Raw genomic sequence first — 19,231 nt, 5'->3', positions numbered from 1 at the left:
CTGTTTTCAAAAAGTATAAGCAGCAGGAATATATTACCCTGCTGCTTCATTCTAATTGAAATTTATTGATGGAAAAGGATGCACTAGTATTGTGGTACTGACATCCCCATTATTTTTTTAACCATGGCATCCACGCTCCAACTGGCCGGTTTTTGGCGAGGAGGGAATTCAACAAAGGTCTTCATTTGCTGTGCTGTCATGGTAATGCCGCGAGAAAATTCAAAAATATGATCCACATACCACCTTTCATAACTACCTGATTCGTCTCGAGCACGTTCATAAGGGTCTTGACGTAAATTGGTTAGCAGCGGTGCTCTTAACGGGGTTAATGGACATATCCAAACATTTAATCCTTCACATTCTTGAATACTGTATTGCAGTTTCATATCGCCGAAACGAACCGCTGATAAATCGCCACCATCGGTAAAATACAGGTAACTCGGTCTTGGCGCTTCATCGGTTGCTCCCGTAAGATAAGGTAACAGGTTATAACCATCTAAATGTACTTTATACTTTTTGCCATTAACGGTAGTCCCTTGTTTTAGCTTTTCTTTAATATCAGTGACACCTGCAGCAGCCAACAATGTTGGTGCCCAATCCATATGTGACACCATTTCTATTTTAGCGTCGCCAGCTGTTATTTTACCTGGCCATCTCACCATAGCCGGTACACGGAATCCGCCTTCCCAAGTCGTATTTTTTTCACCTTTAAACGGAATGGTGCCACCATCAGGCCAAGAAAAGACTTCAGCACCATTATCGGTTGTGTATAAAACAATGGTGTTGTCAGCAATAGCTAAACGGTCTAATTGATCAAGTAATACGCCGACCTGATAATCATGTTCCATCATGCCATCACCGTATATGCCGCCACGCTTTGATAAACCTTTAGACTCTTCTTTTAAATGTGTCCAGATGTGCATGCGAGTCGCATTAAACCAGACAAAAAATGGTTTGTTGTTTTTATGCGCTTTATCGATAAATTTAGTCGTTGCCGCTAAAAACTCATCATCGATTGTTTCCATGCGTTTTTTAGTTAATGGTCCCGAATCCTCTATTTTTCCATCAGCAAAGGAATGAATAACACCTCTTGGGCCAAAACGTTTTTTATAAGCTTGATCTTTTGGGTAGTCGGGATGTTCTGGTTCTTCTTCTGCATTTAAGTGATACAAATTTCCCAAAAACTCATCAAAACCGTGATTGGTTGGTAAAAATTCATCTTTATCCCCTAAGTGATTCTTACCAAACTGGCCAGTAACATAACCTCTATCTTTTAATAGTTCGGCAATGGTCACATCCTCTGCGCGTAAACCTTTATCAGAGCCAGGTAAGCCAACCTTGGTTAATCCCGTTCGTACCGGATATTGACCAGTAATAAAGGCTGCACGACCAGCGGTACAAGAGTTTTCACCGTAATAATCAGTAAATAACACACCTTCTTTTGCTATACGGTCAATGTTAGTGGTTTTATAGCCCATCATGCCGTGGGTATAAGCGCTAATATTACTTTGGCCAATATCATCTCCCCAGATAGCTAGTATGTTTGGACGCTCTGTATCAGTAGTCGCTGAGGCCATTCCAGAAGTGACTAATAAACAGGTTGTTATGATTTTGGTGAAATTCATTGTTAAGTAACTTTTCATAGGTAAAAATTTATCCATTAGTTGATTGCTCTGGTTTCATTGATCCAATAGGGTTCACGTAATTCATTTTTCATGATTTTACCCGCACCGGTTATCGGAAAAGCTTCTACTCTAATTTCGATGCTCTGAGGTACTTTATAACCAGCAATATATTCACGGCAGTGACTAAATATTTCTTCATCCGTGATTTCTTGGCCTTCATTAAGTCGAAGAATGGCATGCACTGACTCACCCCATTGCTCACTTGGAATACCTAAAACAACGGACTCTTGAATAGCGGGATGATGAGACAGCGCGTTTTCAACTTCAGCAGAAAAAACATTTTCTCCACCGGTAACAATCATATCTTTAAGCCTGTCGACCAAGAAAATAAAACCATCTTCGTCCATGTAACCCGCATCACCTGTCATTACCCAGCCATCAATGAGGGTTGCTGAGGTTTGTTCGGTATTATTCCAATAACCCAACATACTGTTTGGACCTGATGCCGCTATTTCTCCTACTTTACCTGTGGGTAATACCTTGCCGTTTTCATCTCTTATCTCAACACTAACGCAATAGGCAGGGCGACCAGCTGAACGAAGTTTTCCCGCGTTAGGACCTTCTAAAACGTGGTACTCGGCAGGAAGAATCGATATAACAGGAGATAATTCAGATTGCCCATAGGCTTGAATAAACTTTACCGAGGACATCTTTTCCATGGCAGCAATTAAGGTGCCTTCTGGCATGGGAGACGCGCCGTATATAATATGCTTGAGACTACTAAAATTGGCGTTATCTAATGCCGGTGTTGCAAGCATCATAGTCACCATAGTAGGCACCAATAAAACATGGTTTACTTGTTTATGTTCGATAGCTTCAATAACAGACGTTGCTTCAAAATAAGGTACAAAGACCTGAGATAAACCGCCAATAACCATGGCATAACTTACGCCAACATCGGCAAGATGAAACATAGGCGCCGCATGAAGGTAACGCTCACCTGCGACATTTAAGCCCATCTCTGCCGTGACCACTATGGAGCTTGACCATAAATTAGTATGAGATAGCATCACACCTTTAGGGAACCCTGTGGTACCACCGGTATAAAATATGCCGGCAAGTTTACTATAGTCATTTTCAACGGGGGCAATGGCATCAGCATGCTCAATTAATTGTTCATAATTAAGCATGCCTGCTGGGGTTTCACCGTCGCCCATATAAATGATTACTTGAATCTTTTCACATTGCTTTGCTAGTTCCTTACCCATTTCTAGAAAGGCATCATCGACAAAAAGCACGCTACTTTGTGAATTTTCTAATGAGTAGATATTTTCTTTAATGGACCAGCGAATATTTAGTGGTACAACAACGCCTCCGATCCAAGGAATAGCATTGTAATATTCGAAATATCGATCTGAATTCATGGCGAGAATAGCCACGTGATTTTCTTGTCCTACCCCGTGTTCAACTAATGCTCCGGCAAGCTTGGCAACCCGTTGTTCCACTTCCTTCCATGTTCGCTCTCTATCACCGAAAGATGTGCCAATATTATTACTAAATATTGTCGCATTGCGTTGTAGTGCCTGATAAAAGTACATAAAAACCTCTTTTTTCAACTGAAAAAGCGCAGTTTTATTTTATGAACAAAATAAAATGAACGCTCAGTGCAACTGATATTATTATAGTTACCGTTAAGGCTAACGGTACATACCCGTCACCAATCAAGATGCAAGTTTCAGAGTGCTTGAGCAATTTCAATTTAAGGCGCTGTGATGAAATAAGGGTTATTCCCTTATAAATCACAGCAACGATGAAGTGATGTTGCTCAAGCCCTTCTTCGATGGGTTTAAAATAACTTTATTCGGCGTTAAATAATCAAAGCATAGAGTGACTATGCTTAAATTATTTTTCTTGCCTAAAGTCATTTTAATTCCCACTGAAATCCTACACTTTGAATGGTAACGGGTATGTATTGCTTCAATCTTGCTATTCAAACTATCGGTTTGGCGATTAAAGAAACATGATAATAAGCGCCAAAATTGAAATCAATTGACGCATAAAGACAAGAGAGATTTATTTACCTGTTTGGTATAAAGGCTAGTTTTTATATTTTGAAGGGCTGCAACCGGTCCAGCGAATGAAGGCGCGCGTAAAAGAGGCCATTTCACTAAAACCGCAACGCTCGGCAATTTCATCAAGGCGTTTGTCGGTATGTTCCAGGTAAAAAATCGCTTTTCTTTGGCGAATATCATCTTTAATTTGCATGTAATTTGAATTTTCTGCATCAAGCTTACGTTGCATGGTTCGTACCGATACACCTAATTGTTCGGCAAGTTCGAGTTGGTTAGGAAATCTGGCATAGGGACATGCAGACAACAAATCTTTAATTTGTCGAATAAAACCTAAGGTTTGAAAAGAATATGTGATCAATGAGAGAGGAATATCGAGGTAAGATTTAACTTCCTGATAATTACATTTTACTGGCTGTTTGAGCCACTTTATATCAAAAGCTAATTCACAATGTTGCTGATTAAACTTTATTGGGCAAGCAAAAAGAAATTGATAATCACTAATATTCTTTGGTTTATCTTCCATAAAGTGGCTGTATTTCAACGGTATTTCTTTTTTGATCAACGTTGATAATACTTTGTGCCCCATACATGTACATAAAGCACTGATGAGTAGTGAAAATCGGGGGTCTTTAACTTTGGGGATAAAACGCCAACGTACAAGTGAACCCTCAATAATCGTGCTGGAGTTCACCGGACTTTGAGATATTCTTATCACTTGCTCTATTGCTTTTAACGCTTGAGCTAAGGTTTGCTCGGTACATGCTGATTTAACCATAAGATCTACTGAGCCGCGTGGCAGCTTTGCGGTTCCTGCGCCTAGAAACTCATCATCTGAGTATTCGAGGATAATGGTATACCCCTTGATAATATAATGCTTTGAGATAACTACCTGGGGATCTTCAATTGACTTTAATGATAGCCCTATTCTTTTAGCGAACTCTTCTCTTGCAAGGCCTAATGACTCACCAAGAAAGCAAAAATCCCTAACAAATATATTGGTAGCAAATAACTCACCTGTTGCGGCAGAGATATCATTTTGGTTCAATTTTTTCTCCTTCATTTAGTCTGTAAATACATTAATAAATGGCCTGACATCATGTTCGTTTTGTTTTTATACGTCAATTGATTTCAATTTTGACGTTTATTGTCATATAAGAACAATACGTTAACTTGCTAGTTTTAATAGGGCGCTAACTAAGCAAATAACGAAACAGCTAGCACAACACATAACAAAAATATTTACTACTAAGGGTCTTGCAACATCGTAACTTCGATGCATGGCCCGATAAATATTAAGAGAGAACAGCATGTTAAACACAAGCGACATAGGTAAAGTCTTTCCATCGGTAACCGCCGCAGTAGAAAAAGGTCGTTTACGCTTTTTTGCCAAAGCGATTGGTGAGAACAATCCTATTTATACTGATGAGGCTGCAGCAAAAGATGCAGGGTATGAGTCTTTACCTATGCCACCAACCTTCTTTTTTAGTTTAAAGATGGACGTACCTAATCCGTTTGAAAACTATGAAAAAGTAGGGGCGTCACTGGCAAAAATACTGCATGCGAATCAAGCCTTTGTTTATCATCAATCGGTTGTAGCCGGGGACTCGTTAACCTTTGAAAGCCATATTGCCGACATTTATGACAAAAAAGCTGGCGCGCTAGAGTTTTTGGTAGAAAAAACGAAAGTCTCTAATCAACGAGGACAACACGTTGCCGATATGACAACGACACTCGTTGTTCGTAACTAATACCATGCACAAGATTTAATAAAAGAGAGTTATTAACATGATTGGATTTGATGAAGTTCAAGTGGGTGATGAGTTACCCGTATTACAAACCAAAGTGATTTCACGCACGACATTAGCGTTATTTGCTGGCGCTTCGGGAGATCACAACCCAATGCATATCGATATCGACTTCGCAAAAAAAGCGGGCATGAATGATGTTTTTGCTCATGGCATGTTATCCGCAGCCTATTTGGGACGACTGTTAACTGGCTGGGTTGCGCAAACCGCGATTAAAAAAATAGATGTTCGTTTTACCGCCATCACGCAACTGTTTGCCGAAATTACTTGCAGCGCCATCGTGAAAGAAAAATTTGAACGTGATGGTAGCAAGTTAGTGCTGCTACTTATTGATGCGAAAGATCAAAACGGTGACATTAAAATTTCTGGCAGTGCTGAAATAGCGCTTAACTGATCTTTAGCCAATTACCCCAAGCAATTTAATTAACGACAGAAATAAAGAGAATATGATGAGTAAGAATTTACAAAATAAAGTGGCATTAATTACTGGCTCTGGCCGCGGCATTGGTAAGGCATTGGCATTAAAACTCGCAAGTGAAGGTGCAAAGATTGTTATCAATGATTTAGATGAGGCACCAGCCCAAGAAACTGTTTCTGAAATTAAAGCCGCTGGCGGAGAGGCCATTTCTTTTGTCGGTAGTGTTACGGCGAAAGGTTTTGCTGAAAACTATATGGCTGCCGCGATAGAAGCATTTGGCACGCCAGATATTTTAGTTAATAACGCGGGATACACCTGGGACTCACTGCTTCACAAGGCTGAGGATGAACAATTTGATGCTATGTATGATATTCACCTTAAAGCACCTTTTCAACTCAACCGAGCATTTACTAAAGCGGTAACTCCAGCGGCAAAAAATGAAGCTGAGGCCGGTATAGAAGTGTTCCGTAAAATAATTAACATCTCATCTATCGCCGGTGAATACGGCAACATCGGACAGGTAAATTACTCCTCGATGAAGTCGGCATTGAATGGTATGACTAAGACCCTTTCTAAAGAATTAGGTCGCCTTAAAATAAATGTTAATTGTGTCGCTTTTGGTGTGGTTGAAACTCGTCTAACACAAGTAACCGATGTAAAGAAAACGATTGTAGTTGATGGCAACGAAGTTGGCGTGGGTATTCCTGAAAAAGTGAGTGCAGGTTTTGCCCGAATGATACCTCTTGGTCGCAGTGGTACTGCTGAAGAAGCGGCTAACGGAATTTATTTATTTTGTACGCCAGAATCAAATTACATCAGTGGCCAAACCGTGGTCGTTGGTGGTGGTTTAAGAATGTAGGAGAACAACAATGGTACCTTTTTATTGTACTTGGATTGATGAAGATTTACGGATTTTCTCTGAATCGGTGAATAAGTTTATTGATAAAGAAATTGCTCCCTATTATGAAAAATGGGAAGACGACGCTTGGATGCCAAGAGAGATATGGAACAAGTTAGGTCAAGCCGGTTTGTTATGTGTGGACATGCCAGAAGAATACGGCGGTTTTGGTGTTGATTTTAAATTCGCAGCACTGATTAATGATATTTTTTATCGTCGCGGTGTTGGCGCTATAGCGGGTGGTGGTATTGCCGTTCATGCGGGCATCGTTGGTCACTATATTTTAAATATGGGTACTGATGCACAGAAACAAAAGTACTTACCTAAAATGGCCTGTGGTGAATGTGTTGGTGCTATTGGCATGACCGAGCCAGGTGCGGGTAGTGATTTGAAAGCATTGAAAACCACGGCGAAGAAGGTTGATGGCGGTTATGTGATTAATGGTAGTAAAACCTTCATCTCCAACGGTCAACATTGCGATATTGTGGTACTCGCCTGTAAAACCGATCCCAATGCTGGCGCGAAAGGTGTTTCATTATTTATTGTTGATGCGGACACCAAAGGTTTCGTCAAAGGTCAAAAACTGAAGAAGCTTGGTATTCATTGCCAAGATACCTCAGAACTATTTTTTGATGACATGTTTGTACCTGATGATGCGTTGTTGGGGCCACTTAATACTGGTTTTATCGCCATGATGAAGGAATTGCCTCGCGAACGTTTATTGTTAGCAGTCGGAGGACAGGCAGCGGCCGAGGGTATGTTAGAAATAACGCTAGATTATGTGAAAGAGCGCAATGCTTTTGGTAAGCGTATAGCTGATTTTCAAAACACGCGTTTTAAATTGGCAGAGCTTGCAACAGGCGTTCGTGTGCAAAAAGCCTTTGTTGATCAGTGTGTGATGCTACTGGCTGAAAACAAACTCGATGCGGTTACCGCTTCAATGGCTAAACTGCATGTTACTGAGTTACAAGGGAAAGTAGCAGATGAGTGTTTACAGTTTTTTGGTGGCTACGGCTACATGACCGAATACAGAATCGCGCGAGAATTTGTTGATGCACGGGTGCAACGAATTTACGGTGGTACTTCAGAAATAATGAAAGAAATCATCGGCAGAGAGCTGATTAAAGACTAATTAGAATAAGAATAAGAATAATAATAAGAACATATGACAAGTTATTACAATAATTAGGCTAAAAAATATAATAAAAAGCCTTGTTCACTTAAGTGGAATAATTGGAGATATTATGAATATCCTACCTATAGCAAAAAGCATTATCGCAATGTCGGTTGCCTCAGCGTTATTAGTTAATAACGTGGCAGCAGAAGAGCTGAATGAATCAACAGTTGATACCAAAGATGTTGAGGTGATTGAAGTTAGAGGCGGTCAACGGGTTAAAACTCTGCGAGAAGTGCCCGCTTCTGTCAGTGTCATTAGTGGTGAATCATTAAGCCAAATGAAAATTAATAAGTTAGACGACTTATCTCAGTCTTTACCTAACGTTAGTATTTCTGAAAATGCGGTACAAGATACTATTTCTATTCGTGGGGTTAATTCAGATCTTCAAGCGGGCGGTGAGCAATCGGTCGGCATATTTTTAGATGGTGTTTATCATGGGAGAGGTGTGCAATCACGTTTTTCGTTTATGGATGTTGATGCTATTGAAGTATTACGTGGCCCTCAAGGAAGTTTATTTGGTAAAAATACTGTTGGTGGTGTTATCAGCATTTTGCCAGCACAACCGAAAGATTATTTTGAAGCAAAACTAATTGCAGCTTATGAATTTGAATATGAAAAAGTCGATTATTCAGGCTATGTAACCGGGGCACTTAACGAGAGTGGATCTTTAACGGGACGTTTTGCTTTTAAGGGATCAAATAGCGAGGAAGGTTGGGTTGAAAATGAAGCCAATGGCGAAACCATGCCGACCAAGGAAGATAGCGCTTTACGTGGTATTTTAAACTGGCAGGTAAACGATGACTTTAAAGTTAACTTACGTGCAGAAAATGGCACATTTGAGACAAAAGGAGCCCCTTATGAGATCCTCTATTTGGAAGACAGCCAACCCATAACAGGGCTCGCTAGAATGTTTGGCGCAGAAGCCAATATTGATGGTAAAACCAATATTTCAAATGGTAATTACCCTGGCTTAGGCTTTAATGGCGAAGAAACACCTTATTTCATGGATGCTAATTTTAGCGAATATGCGCTAAAAAGTGACTATAAAATAGATCAAGGCACCATTAGCGCCACCATAGCACAATCTAATTTAGATTTTGTTCGCTCTCAAGATGCTGATTTTGGTCCTTTACCCGTCATACAGTTTAGTGAATCAGAAGACTACCAACAGAACAGCGTAGAGTTAAGATTTGTTTCAGAAGATAACGATAACTTTGAATATTTATTTGGTGTCTTTTGGCAAAACAGTGACTTATTAGTTGATGCGGTTGCTGATTTTGCCACAGCTCCGGGTACTCCTGTTGCGGGCGCCTTTCCTATTCCTATTGAGCATGCAGTAACCAGTCGTTTTAATGAACTTGAACAAGAAACCGATTCGTTAGCATTATTTGGCCAAGTTACTTTTGGCTTAACAGAGTCGCTGAAACTTGAACTGTCAGGGCGTTATTCAAAAGAAGAAAAAACAGGTCGTCAAACAGTGGAAGTATACGGTGGTACGGGTGATGGCAGTAAGAGCGGTTTACCATTAACTAACCCGACTGAGCTTTTCATTTGGAGTCAGGCCATTATGGAAGCGTTCCCGCATTCCGTACCAGTAAGTCGAGAAGAGAATCTATTTTCACCTTCTGCTAGTTTAACTTGGCTTGCCTCTGACTCGGCCAGTTTTTATGTCTCAGTGAGTAAAGGTTTTAAAGGTGGCGGTTTTAATGCTATTGCTATGTCGCCTGATTTAGATGAAATTGAATACGAAAATGAAGAGGCTATTTCTTCTGAAATTGGCGGTAAATTTGAATTTTTCGATGGTACTGTGCTGTTAAATACCGCTATATTTAATGTTGCTTATGACAATATGCAGACCACATTATTTACTGGCGGAACAACGTTTGTTGTTGAAAATGCAGCAAAAGCTACCTCTCGTGGTCTTGAGGCTGAATTACGATGGTTAATAAACGACGAATTTACCTTAGATGTTAACCTTGGTTACATTGATTTTGAATTCGACGATTATAAGAATGCCGGTTGTACAGCACAGCAAGTGATTGACTCAGGTTTGACGGGGTCAGCTTGTGCCGCTGCGGGGCTGAATGATCTTTCAGGTAAAACCAATCAAGATGTGCCTGAAATAACGCTATCGTTAAGTTTACAACATGAGTTCGCCATAAACGAATATGTGGTCACTAGCCGTATTGATAGCAACTATGTTGATGATTTCTTTGCCACTGCAGATTTAGACCCTATTACAGTACAAGAAGCTTATATCGTTTGGAATGCCGCAGTAAGTGTCGCTTCGCCTGATGGTCTTTGGAAAACAGATCTTATCTTTAAAAATATAACCGATGAAAGCTATTTTTATTACGCCAATGATGTACCACTATTTGCAGGTTCGCAATTTGCTTCCTTCAGTCAACCTAGCACGGTAACACTGCAATTTAGTTACTTATTTGAATAATTCCTTACCAAGTTTTTAACAGAGCAAGGAGGGAGAAAACTCCCTTCTTATTTTATAAGGTTAGTTATGTCAGCACTTGCTAATGTAAAAATATTAGATTTTTCAACCTTGTTACCGGGTCCTTTTGGCACCTTAGTATTAGCGGATTTAGGCGCCCAGGTTTTACGTGTTGAAGCGCCGGGTCGTACTGATTTAGCACGCATGATTGGCGAGCTTGATGGTGATGCTTCGTATGCACATCGTTATTTAAATCGCTCGAAAAAATCCATGGGTTTAGATCTTAAAAAGCCAGACGCTATTGAAATTGTCAAACAACTGATTGCTGAATATGACGTGGTGGTTGAGCAATTTAGACCTGGCGTGATGGATAAGTTGGGCTTAGGTTACGAAGCGTTAACAGCGATTAACCCTAAACTTATTTATTGCTCGTTAACGGGGTACGGACAAACCGGCCCTTATAAAGATAGAGGCGGTCATGATAATAATTACTTGGCTATCGCAGGCACGCAAGACTATAGCCGCAGAATAAATACCGCGCCTGTGCCTGCGGGTATTCAAGTAGCTGATGTGGCAGGCGGCTCTATGCACCTTGTTGCAGGTTTGCTGGCAGCAGTTATACAACGCTTAGAAACGGGTATTGGACAACAAATCGATATCAGTATTACTGATGCCGCTTTTAGTCTAAATGTTTTTGCTGCCTCAAATTATCTAGGCGCAGCAGCAACAACAGGACCGGAGCAAGAATTACTTAATGGTCAGCAGTTTTATGATTACTACCAAACCAATGATGATCGATATTTATCCGTGGGTGGTTTAGAGCCTCAATTTAAGAAAACCTTGTGCGAAGCAATAGGGCAGCCAGCATTAGTCGAGTTAGCTCTTTCGCCTAAGTTAGCGCATCAGCAAGCCTTTAAGGCGCAATTAACCGACATTTTTAAATCGCAGGATTTTACCTATTGGAAAACATTATTTCGTTCAATCGATGCCTGTGTTGAACCCGTGTTAACCATGGACGAAGCGTGTCAGCATGAACAAATTAATAGTCGAGAAATGATTGTCGAGGTTGATGGTATTAAACAAGTAGGCTGTGCAATAAAAATGTCAGCTAGCCCTGCCAAATATCATTTTAAAGGCTGTAGCTTAGGTGAACACAACCAAATCTTACAACAAGAGTTTGGTTTTAGTGAACAACAAATTAATCAGCTTAAAGCTGATGGTATTTTTGGAAAACAATCTTAGGAGATAAAGAAATGAGTCAAGTAATCGTAGCTGGCGTCGGTATGACAAAGTTTTGTAAACCGGGCCAACAAGAACCGTATCGTGTGATGGCAGCTACAGCGATAAAGATCGCATTGGCTGATGCAGGCATTGATGCAGCAAAGATTCAGCAAGCTTTTGGTGCTTATATCTATGGTGATAGTACCTGTGCCCAACATGCTTTTTATGATGTTATTCAAAGTGGTATTCCTGTTGTAAACGTCAACAATAATTGCTCTAGTGGTTCCACTGCGCTGTTTTTAGCGAGACAAGCGGTGCTCTCGGGCGAAATTGAATGTGCGTTGGCTTTTGGTTTCGAAGAAATGCAACCAGGCGCATTGGGCTCAGGTTGGGACGATAGAGAAAGTCCTTTTGATCGAGCAAAACCAGTGTTAGAAAAATTTAATGCACCCGATGGACCTCTGGCATTGCAAGCCTTTGGTGCTGCAGGACGTCATTATATGGATTTATATGGTGCTGAAGCTGATATTTTTGCCAAAGTCTCTGCAAAATCACGTAGTCATGCGGTGCATAACCCTTATTCTATGTTTACTAAACCGCTGACCTATCAAGATGTGCTCAATGACAAAGTGATCTATGACGGTTATATGACACGCCTAATGGCCTGTCCTCCTACTTGTGGCGCGGCGGCGACTATTGTCTGTAGTGAAGCTTTTGCTGCAAGAAATGGCATCACTAATGGGGTGAAAATTCTAGCGCAAGCCATGGCAACAGACACTGAGAAATCGTGGCAAGATCCTATTTATGCGGCGGGTAAGGGCATGACAGAAATAGCAGCCCAAAAAGTATATAACATGGCAGGCATTAGCCCAGAAGACATTGATGTGATTGAATTACATGACTGTTTTACCACGAATGAAGTGATCAGTTATGAAGGCTTGGGGCTTTGCCCTGAAGGTGGCGCCGCTGAATTTATCGACCAAGGTGATAATACTTATGGCGGGAAGTTTGTTATTGGTCCATCTGGAGGCTTGATGTCCAAAGGTCATCCTATTGGCGCAACAGGGCTGGCACAATGTACTGAGTTAACTTGGCACCTACGTGGTCAAGCAGGCGCACGTCAAGTTGAAGGTGCTAGACTAGCTTTACAGCATAATGTTGGTCTTGGTGGGGCAGTGGTTGTAACGCTTTACGGAAAATAAAAAAGACGACTCGAGTCACTTCGGTGATTCGAGTTTTATACCAATGTCATTAAATTTGTGATCTTGTTGTGCGCAGGAAAAATAATTCAAGGGTAGGCGCTTGATTGACCAATAGCTGGCTATTGGGATTGAGAGCAACGCCGGCTTGAGATATTTTAACCAACACAAGTGAGTAAAAACTTGATGAGATTGGTATTAATAAATAGCAACCGTTATGAGTTGTAATAGATGATGGGGAAGAGAAAATGTACAACTATATTATTGTTGGTGCTGGCTCCGCAGGTTGTGTCTTAGCTGCGCGTTTAACCGAAAATCCTAATATTACTGTTTGTTTATTAGAAGCGGGCGGACCCGATAAAAGTGTCTTTATTCATGCCCCCGCAGGCGTAGCAGCAATGTTGCCTACGAAGATAAATAATTGGGCATTTGAAACTATTCCTCAAAAAGGACTAAACGGTCGTAAAGGTTATCAACCTCGGGGAAAAACCCTTGGAGGCTGTTCATCTACCAATGCCATGCTGTACGTAAGAGGCAATAAATGGGATTACGATAATTGGTCAGCGTTAGGCAACAAGGGCTGGAGCTATGAAGAAGTACTGCCTTACTTTAAAAAATCTGAAGGCAATGAGTATTTTTCTGACCAATATCACAACCAAGATGGTCCGCTAGGTGTCTCCAATGCAACGGCTGCCAGTAATACCAATGAAATGTTTATTGCATCTTGTCAGGAACAAGGGCTGAAACAGAATGATGATTACAATGGCGCTGAGCAAGAAGGTTGTTTTATGTATCAGCGCACGGTAAAAAATGGTGAACGTTGTAGCGCAGCTAAAGCCTTTTTAACACCGCATTTGAACCGTCCAAATTTAACGGTAATCACTCATGCATTAACGGAAAAAGTATTATTTGAAGGAAAGAAAGCAGTCGGCATACGCTATAAAAAAGATAAAACATCAGTCGATATTCAATGTGATAAAGAAGTCATTCTTAGCGGTGGTGCTTTTGGTTCACCACAAGTTTTAATGCTCTCAGGGGTTGGTCCAAAAGAGCACCTTTCAGATAAAAACATCCCACTTGTTCACCATCTCCCAGGTGTAGGTCAAAACTTACAAGATCACATTGATTATATACAAACTTATCGAGTTGCCAGTAGTGATGAGACTTTTGGTCTATCACTACAAGGTGGTACCAGCATGCTTAAATGGATGTTTGAATGGAAGAATAAACGTTCTGGAAAAATCACCAGTACGCTGGCAGAATCAGGGGCATTTTTTAGTACGCAGGACAATGTAGTCGCGCCAGATGCACAGTTAGTCTTTGTACCCGGTATTGTCGATGATCATGCCCGTAAAGTGAATTTTGGTCATGGTTATAGTTGCCATATTACGGTGCTTCGTCCTGATAGCACAGGTGAAGTGAAACTCAATAGTAGTAATCCAGAAGATTCGTTAGCAATAGATCCTAAGTTTTTTGATAATGACAAAGATTTAGATTTGATCAAACGTGGTGCGAAAAAAATGCGCGCTATACTTGAAAGTAGTCCTTTCGATGGTATTCGTCAAAAGCTGTTATTTCCCCTTGAAAAAGGCAATGAGCATGCCCTAGAGCAAGACATTCGTAATCGCTCAGACACTCAGTATCATCCCGCTTGTACTTGTAAAATGGGCACTGAGTATGATGCTATGGCTGTTGTTGATGAACAGCTTAAAGTACATGGTTTAAATGGAATTAGAGTTGTAGATGCATCTATTATGCCTAAATTGGTCAGTGGTAATACCAACGCACCTACCATCATGATTGGTGAAAAAGCTGCCGATATGATTCTGGCTGATTATGAGGATTCACAATGAGTGACGTTATCAGTGAGTCTGCATTAAAGTCAGCCAAAACAGAAAAAAATCAAAAGATCTACTGGGATGAACTTAAAGAAGGAGAGCAATTTTCTTATGGCCATTATCAAGTCTCAGAGCATGAGATCATTGATTTTGCCAAACGTTACGATCCTATGGAGTTTCATGTCGACCCAGAAAAAGCGAAGTTATCACCTATAGGTGCACTGTGTGCCAGTGGCATCCATACTTTAGGCATAATGCAGCGTTTAACCTTTGATAACATCTATACCAATTGGCATATTGTAGCAGGACGAGAGCTTAGAAAATGTCAATTTCGACTACCTGTTTTTGTTGATGATTGCCTAACGGTTAACATGACCATTGCCAAATTAAGCGTAGATACTCGTAGTGACAGAGGAAATGCAGAATTAACGTTTGATGTGAAAAATGCCAAAGGAAAGACGGTATTGGAAGTGGAAGGTGAAATAGTCTTACAAAGATTTCCAAGTATTTAATGACTTCGTTGATGCATTAAACCGATAAACAACCCAATTAAAGTAATAGTGTTTTACTGGTTTTGTTAACGTTAATTGACTCTTATATATCCAAACTAGATGAATATTCATCTTCAAGTGCTTTGGGTATAGGTTTTAAAAGCCAATTTATTTTGGCATAAAAATGTCTCTCTTATTAAGTGAACCAACAATGAACAATTTAGTTTTAACAGAAGAACATCAAGGCGTTTTGACTATAACGCTAAACCGATCAATGAAAAAAAATGCGATTAATGCTGCCATGTATAAATCTTTGTGTGAGCATTTAACCTATGCCAATGAATCAGCACATATACATTGTCTGCTCATTCAAGGAGATGAAAATTGTTTTACTGCTGGTAATGATTTTGCAGAATCAGGCAATGAAGAAGAGCTTTCTGCGTTTGTATTTATAGAGCAATTGGCAACATTCTCTAAACCTATTGTTGCTGCGGTTGCTGGGCCAGTCGTTGGCATTGGCACTACATTATTGTTGCAATGCGATATGATTATTGCGGCTAATAATAGTAAGTTTATCCTACCTTTTGCACACCTAGGCATTTGTTTGGAAGCCGGAGCAAGTTTATTGCTGCCACTAAAAGTTGGTCTAAATAGAGCATTCGAGTTGGCTGTATTAGGGGCACCTTTCACCGCAGAACAAGCCTATCAATACGGCATAGTTAATCAGGTTTGCCAACCTAATGAGGTGATAGCAAAGGCACTGAATGTTGCACAAACCATTGCCAAATTACCAGCAGACTCAGTACAAACAAGCAGACGATTAATGCGCCAATCGACAGATAAATTGATGTTAGATGTTATCAATAGTGAAAAAAGTGAAGTGACACGATTGTTGAAAACTGAATATTGTCAGTCAATGTTAACTAAATTTTCTTAATCAGTCAGATATTAAGAGAATTTATCAAGTGTGAAAAATAGTAAATTAATTAAGTAGTGGTGTTTAACTCAAGGTCTAAAGGCCACTACAGCTTTATGCCTTTTAGTCTAGCGCCGCAGCAAAGTTAACTGACATGGAGCTTACTAATTCCTCGAACTCTGCAATAGGCACAGGACGGCTAAACAAATAACCTTGATATTGACTACAGCCATTATTAAATAAAAATTGACGCTGCTCCTGGGTTTCAACACCTTCTGCAATGACGTCATATTTTAGACTGTTAGATAAGTTGATAATGGTTTGTACGATTGCGGCATCATCGGGATCTGTGGTGATATCACGTACAAATGATTGATCTATTTTTAACTGCTTCAGTGGTAATCGTTTCAAACACGAAAGAGAAGAGTATCCAGTACCGAAATCATCCATCGAGAAGTCAATACCGAGTTGATTTAACTGGTGCATTTTCTCAATGATAATATCTACATTATCTAGCACCATGCTTTCGGTTAATTCCAGTTTTAAACCGTGGGGATTTATATTATTTGAAAGGATGATTTCTTGCACAATTTCAACAAAATTTTCTTGTTGAAATTGTAAGGCACTCACATTAACGGATATTTGCCAGTTTTCTCGGTTGGGGATGTTTTCCCACACTTTAAGTTGATGACAAGCTGACTCTAATACCCAACGTCCTATGGGTATGATTAAACCGCTTTCTTCCGCCATAGGAATAAAATCAAGTGGCGAAACCATTCCTCGTATCGGATGAAACCAGCGTAATAAGACTTCGGCACCTTGAATGCCCTTAGTTTCATCTATTTGTATTTGGTAAAATAATTCAAGCTCACCATTATCAATTGCTTGGTGCAGTTCAGCTAACATAGCCGCATTTTCTTCTAACGCAATCTGCATAGCTGGATCAAAGAAACGAATAGCATTTCTGCCCGCCGCTTTTGCTTGGTACATTGCAACGTCAGCTTGTTTTAGAATTTCATCGGGGCTGGTTAAGTTTGATTTGAATAAACTGATGCCAATACTTGGCGTGCAGTGAAAAATCATTTCGTTGTTAGCATCTACATTTTCTTTGATAGATAATTTGTAAGGTTGGCAAATGGAGAGACGTATTTTTTCAGCGACTTTTTCGGCAACATGACCAGCAGTTGCTTCATCTTCACCAAGATTAGAAATTAAGGCAACAAACTCATCACCCCCTAATCGAGCGACAATATCTTCATCTCGAACACTGTCTTGTATTCTGGCGGCAACCGCTATTAATAATTGATCACCCATATTGTGCCCTTGGGTGTCGTTAAGGGTTTTAAAGTGATCAAGGTCGATGAAAAAAAGTGCGTTGAATCGTTCGTCACGAACACTAGTGGTCACTAGAAGTTGCAATCTGTCTTGCAACATCCTGCGATTAGGTAATTGTGTTAATGAGTCATAAAAGGCGAGTCGTTGAATTTGATCTTCATGATTTTTGCGTTCAGTGATGTCTCTGCTAACGCTCATTAAACCATAACGAGTTCCATCAAAACCATCAAAAGTTTTCTTAATGGTTTCATGTAATACTTTGCTACCGTCAGGGTAAACTACCCATTCATCTTGACTGTACACTTTACCACTGGCAATAATTTCTTGCTCATCAAGCCCTGCGATATCAGAAGGTTTAAAATTCCCCTTTAGCTCTTGATCCATTTTTCCTTTCAGTTCTTGCTCTGTCAGGCCAACGAATTGTTCAAAAGCATGATTGCAGCCAAGATAGCGTCCTTGCACATCTTTAAAAGATATTAAATCAGGTAATGAGCCAATCAAACCTCTCATCAAGCTTTGCTCTCTGTTTAACAATTTTTGGCTTTCAGTTAAGTCATATTCAGATTTTCTGCGATCACGTTGACGCCTTAGTATCAAACCCACTAGCATGGTACATACAGGGAAAACGACGATTACTGGCTGTATAACTGCGCCTATAACTTTGTAACGTAAATGTTCGGGCATTAGTAACATACAACCCAACACCGTGATTTGAATCAGCATGCCAAAAGAATATAGCTTGAACCAATCAAGCTTCAGGTTTTTTCGTTTTAATATAATGGCAAATAAACAACCAATACTGCCAGGGATGATGACACATAATGAGCCGACTAGAATTCCTGCCCCGCCTATATGAAGCCTTAAGCTAACCATCATAGCTCCGGCAATTAGGGTTGGTACCAGGCCAAAAAACAAACCACAAAGACTGATCAACACCCATCGCGTGTCAAAGAACATGCCAGGGGCCATTTCCCATGAAGTGTTCATCACTGCAAGGCCGAGCATACCGACCAATAATCCAGAGATTAGGTCGCGTAGCTTTTTATTCTTGATTGATTCAAGCTTCAGCGCATCATAAATGACGCCTAAAGAAATTAGGAGTGCTGCATTGTAGAGTAGGGCAATAAAACTGCTAGTATCCATATACGAGAACAAATGCCTTCGAAAGTTAGTAAGTATTTTATCAGCAAAGCGACAATAACTGTATATGAGTTCTGATGCTAGGTGATTTTACATAGAGACTATTATATTTTAATTAACTAAATATTACCTTGTTTACAATCGCATATAACGGTGTCTATTTAGAACATATCTTCTTCGTATATAACAAGATCAGAAAATTCTTTAGTCGTAAGTGCATCGTATTTTTTTTCGATAATATTTCTTTTAATTTTCATGCTGGGCGTCAGTAAATGATTTTCTACACTCCAAGCTTCGTCGCAGACAAGTAAATAGTCAATTTTTTGATGGCTTTCTAGTTCGGCATTAACGTTGCTTAATGTGTTTTTTAAACGATTGACGAGCTCAATATCACGTTTATTTTTCATGGCAGTTAATACAATTAATGCGACAGGTTGTTTCATACCAGAGCCTATCAAGCAGACTTGCTCAATATCGAGGTTAGTACAGAGTAAACTTTCAATGGGAACCGGCGCTACGTATTTTCCTTTACTGGTTTTAAATTTGTCTTTGATACGACCAATAATAGTATATTCCCCTTGCCCATTTACCACTGCACAATCGCCCGTGTGGAACCAACCATTAGAAAATGACGCTTCGGTGGCTTGAGG

The 19,231-nt window shown here is 40.1% G+C and carries 15 protein-coding genes; 10 read left to right on the top strand and 5 right to left on the bottom strand.

Going from position 1 to position 19,231, the window contains the following annotated elements; genetic code table 11:
* Positions 1 to 83 precede the first annotated feature (83 nt).
* From CXF79_RS17015 to CXF79_RS17005, 3 genes are all read right to left on the bottom strand, one after another.
* Positions 84 to 1,661: an arylsulfatase gene (locus CXF79_RS17015; protein WP_101156737.1), complete on the bottom strand. Its 1,578-nt coding sequence runs from the start codon at positions 1,659 to 1,661 to the stop codon at positions 84 to 86.
* The gene (locus CXF79_RS17010; protein ID WP_101156735.1) at positions 1,661 to 3,223 is read right to left on the bottom strand and encodes a long-chain-fatty-acid--CoA ligase; all 1,563 of its coding nucleotides are present in this window, start codon (positions 3,221 to 3,223) and stop codon (positions 1,661 to 1,663) included. Before CXF79_RS17010 ends, CXF79_RS17015 begins: the two co-directional genes overlap by 1 nt.
* 499 nt (positions 3,224 to 3,722) lie before the next feature.
* Positions 3,723 to 4,742 (bottom strand): AraC family transcriptional regulator, encoded by a 1,020-nt coding sequence (locus CXF79_RS17005; RefSeq protein ID WP_198560090.1) that lies wholly within the window; start codon positions 4,740 to 4,742, stop codon positions 3,723 to 3,725.
* A gap of 262 nt (positions 4,743 to 5,004) precedes the next feature.
* Here CXF79_RS17005 and CXF79_RS17000 point away from each other — a divergent pair, with 262 nt between their 5' ends.
* The 10 genes from CXF79_RS17000 (at position 5,005) to CXF79_RS16955 (ending at position 16,127) form a co-directional block, all read left to right on the top strand.
* Positions 5,005 to 5,445: a MaoC family dehydratase N-terminal domain-containing protein gene (locus tag CXF79_RS17000; protein WP_101156731.1), complete on the top strand. Its 441-nt coding sequence runs from the start codon at positions 5,005 to 5,007 to the stop codon at positions 5,443 to 5,445.
* Positions 5,446 to 5,482: 37 nt separating this feature from the next.
* A complete protein-coding gene (locus tag CXF79_RS16995; protein ID WP_011041514.1) occupies positions 5,483 to 5,896 on the top strand; it encodes a MaoC family dehydratase in 414 nt (137 codons plus the stop codon).
* Positions 5,897 to 5,951: 55 nt separating this feature from the next.
* Positions 5,952 to 6,779, top strand: a complete 828-nt coding sequence (locus tag CXF79_RS16990; protein WP_101156729.1) for an SDR family NAD(P)-dependent oxidoreductase — start codon at positions 5,952 to 5,954, stop codon at positions 6,777 to 6,779.
* Between the two features lie 10 nt (positions 6,780 to 6,789).
* A complete protein-coding gene (locus tag CXF79_RS16985) occupies positions 6,790 to 7,950 on the top strand; it encodes an acyl-CoA dehydrogenase family protein (RefSeq protein WP_101156727.1) in 1,161 nt (386 codons plus the stop codon).
* 112 nt (positions 7,951 to 8,062) lie between these two features.
* Positions 8,063 to 10,444: a TonB-dependent receptor gene (locus CXF79_RS16980; protein WP_101156726.1), complete on the top strand. Its 2,382-nt coding sequence runs from the start codon at positions 8,063 to 8,065 to the stop codon at positions 10,442 to 10,444.
* 66 nt (positions 10,445 to 10,510) lie between these two features.
* Positions 10,511 to 11,683, top strand: coding sequence for a CaiB/BaiF CoA transferase family protein (locus CXF79_RS16975; protein ID WP_101156725.1), 1,173 nt, complete (start codon positions 10,511 to 10,513; stop codon positions 11,681 to 11,683).
* Positions 11,684 to 11,694: 11 nt separating this feature from the next.
* A complete protein-coding gene (locus CXF79_RS16970) occupies positions 11,695 to 12,864 on the top strand; it encodes a lipid-transfer protein (protein WP_101156724.1) in 1,170 nt (389 codons plus the stop codon).
* A 245-nt stretch (positions 12,865 to 13,109) separates the two neighbouring features.
* Positions 13,110 to 14,714 (top strand): GMC family oxidoreductase, encoded by a 1,605-nt coding sequence (locus CXF79_RS16965; protein ID WP_101156723.1) that lies wholly within the window; start codon positions 13,110 to 13,112, stop codon positions 14,712 to 14,714.
* A complete protein-coding gene (locus tag CXF79_RS16960; RefSeq protein WP_101156722.1) occupies positions 14,711 to 15,211 on the top strand; it encodes a MaoC family dehydratase in 501 nt (166 codons plus the stop codon). The genes CXF79_RS16965 and CXF79_RS16960 overlap by 4 nt, the downstream gene beginning before the upstream one ends.
* 163 nt (positions 15,212 to 15,374) lie before the next feature.
* Positions 15,375 to 16,127 (top strand): enoyl-CoA hydratase-related protein, encoded by a 753-nt coding sequence (locus tag CXF79_RS16955; protein ID WP_232769231.1) that lies wholly within the window; start codon positions 15,375 to 15,377, stop codon positions 16,125 to 16,127.
* Between the two features lie 102 nt (positions 16,128 to 16,229).
* On the opposite strand, the gene CXF79_RS16950 is transcribed toward CXF79_RS16955, so the two are convergent.
* Complete coding sequence (locus CXF79_RS16950) at positions 16,230 to 18,584, bottom strand: EAL domain-containing protein (protein WP_101156721.1); 2,355 nt, start codon at positions 18,582 to 18,584, stop codon at positions 16,230 to 16,232.
* Positions 18,585 to 18,742: 158 nt separating this feature from the next.
* Positions 18,743 to 19,174, bottom strand: a complete 432-nt coding sequence (locus CXF79_RS23925) for a hypothetical protein (protein ID WP_442871901.1) — start codon at positions 19,172 to 19,174, stop codon at positions 18,743 to 18,745.
* Positions 19,175 to 19,231: the final 57 nt, after the last annotated feature.

The organism is Colwellia sp. Bg11-28, from assembly GCF_002836245.1.
Classification (GTDB): Bacteria; Pseudomonadota; Gammaproteobacteria; order Enterobacterales; family Alteromonadaceae; genus Colwellia; species Colwellia psychrerythraea_A.
The sequence above is the reverse complement of the archived record's forward strand: the minus strand, read 5'-3'. Positions and strand labels throughout refer to the sequence as shown.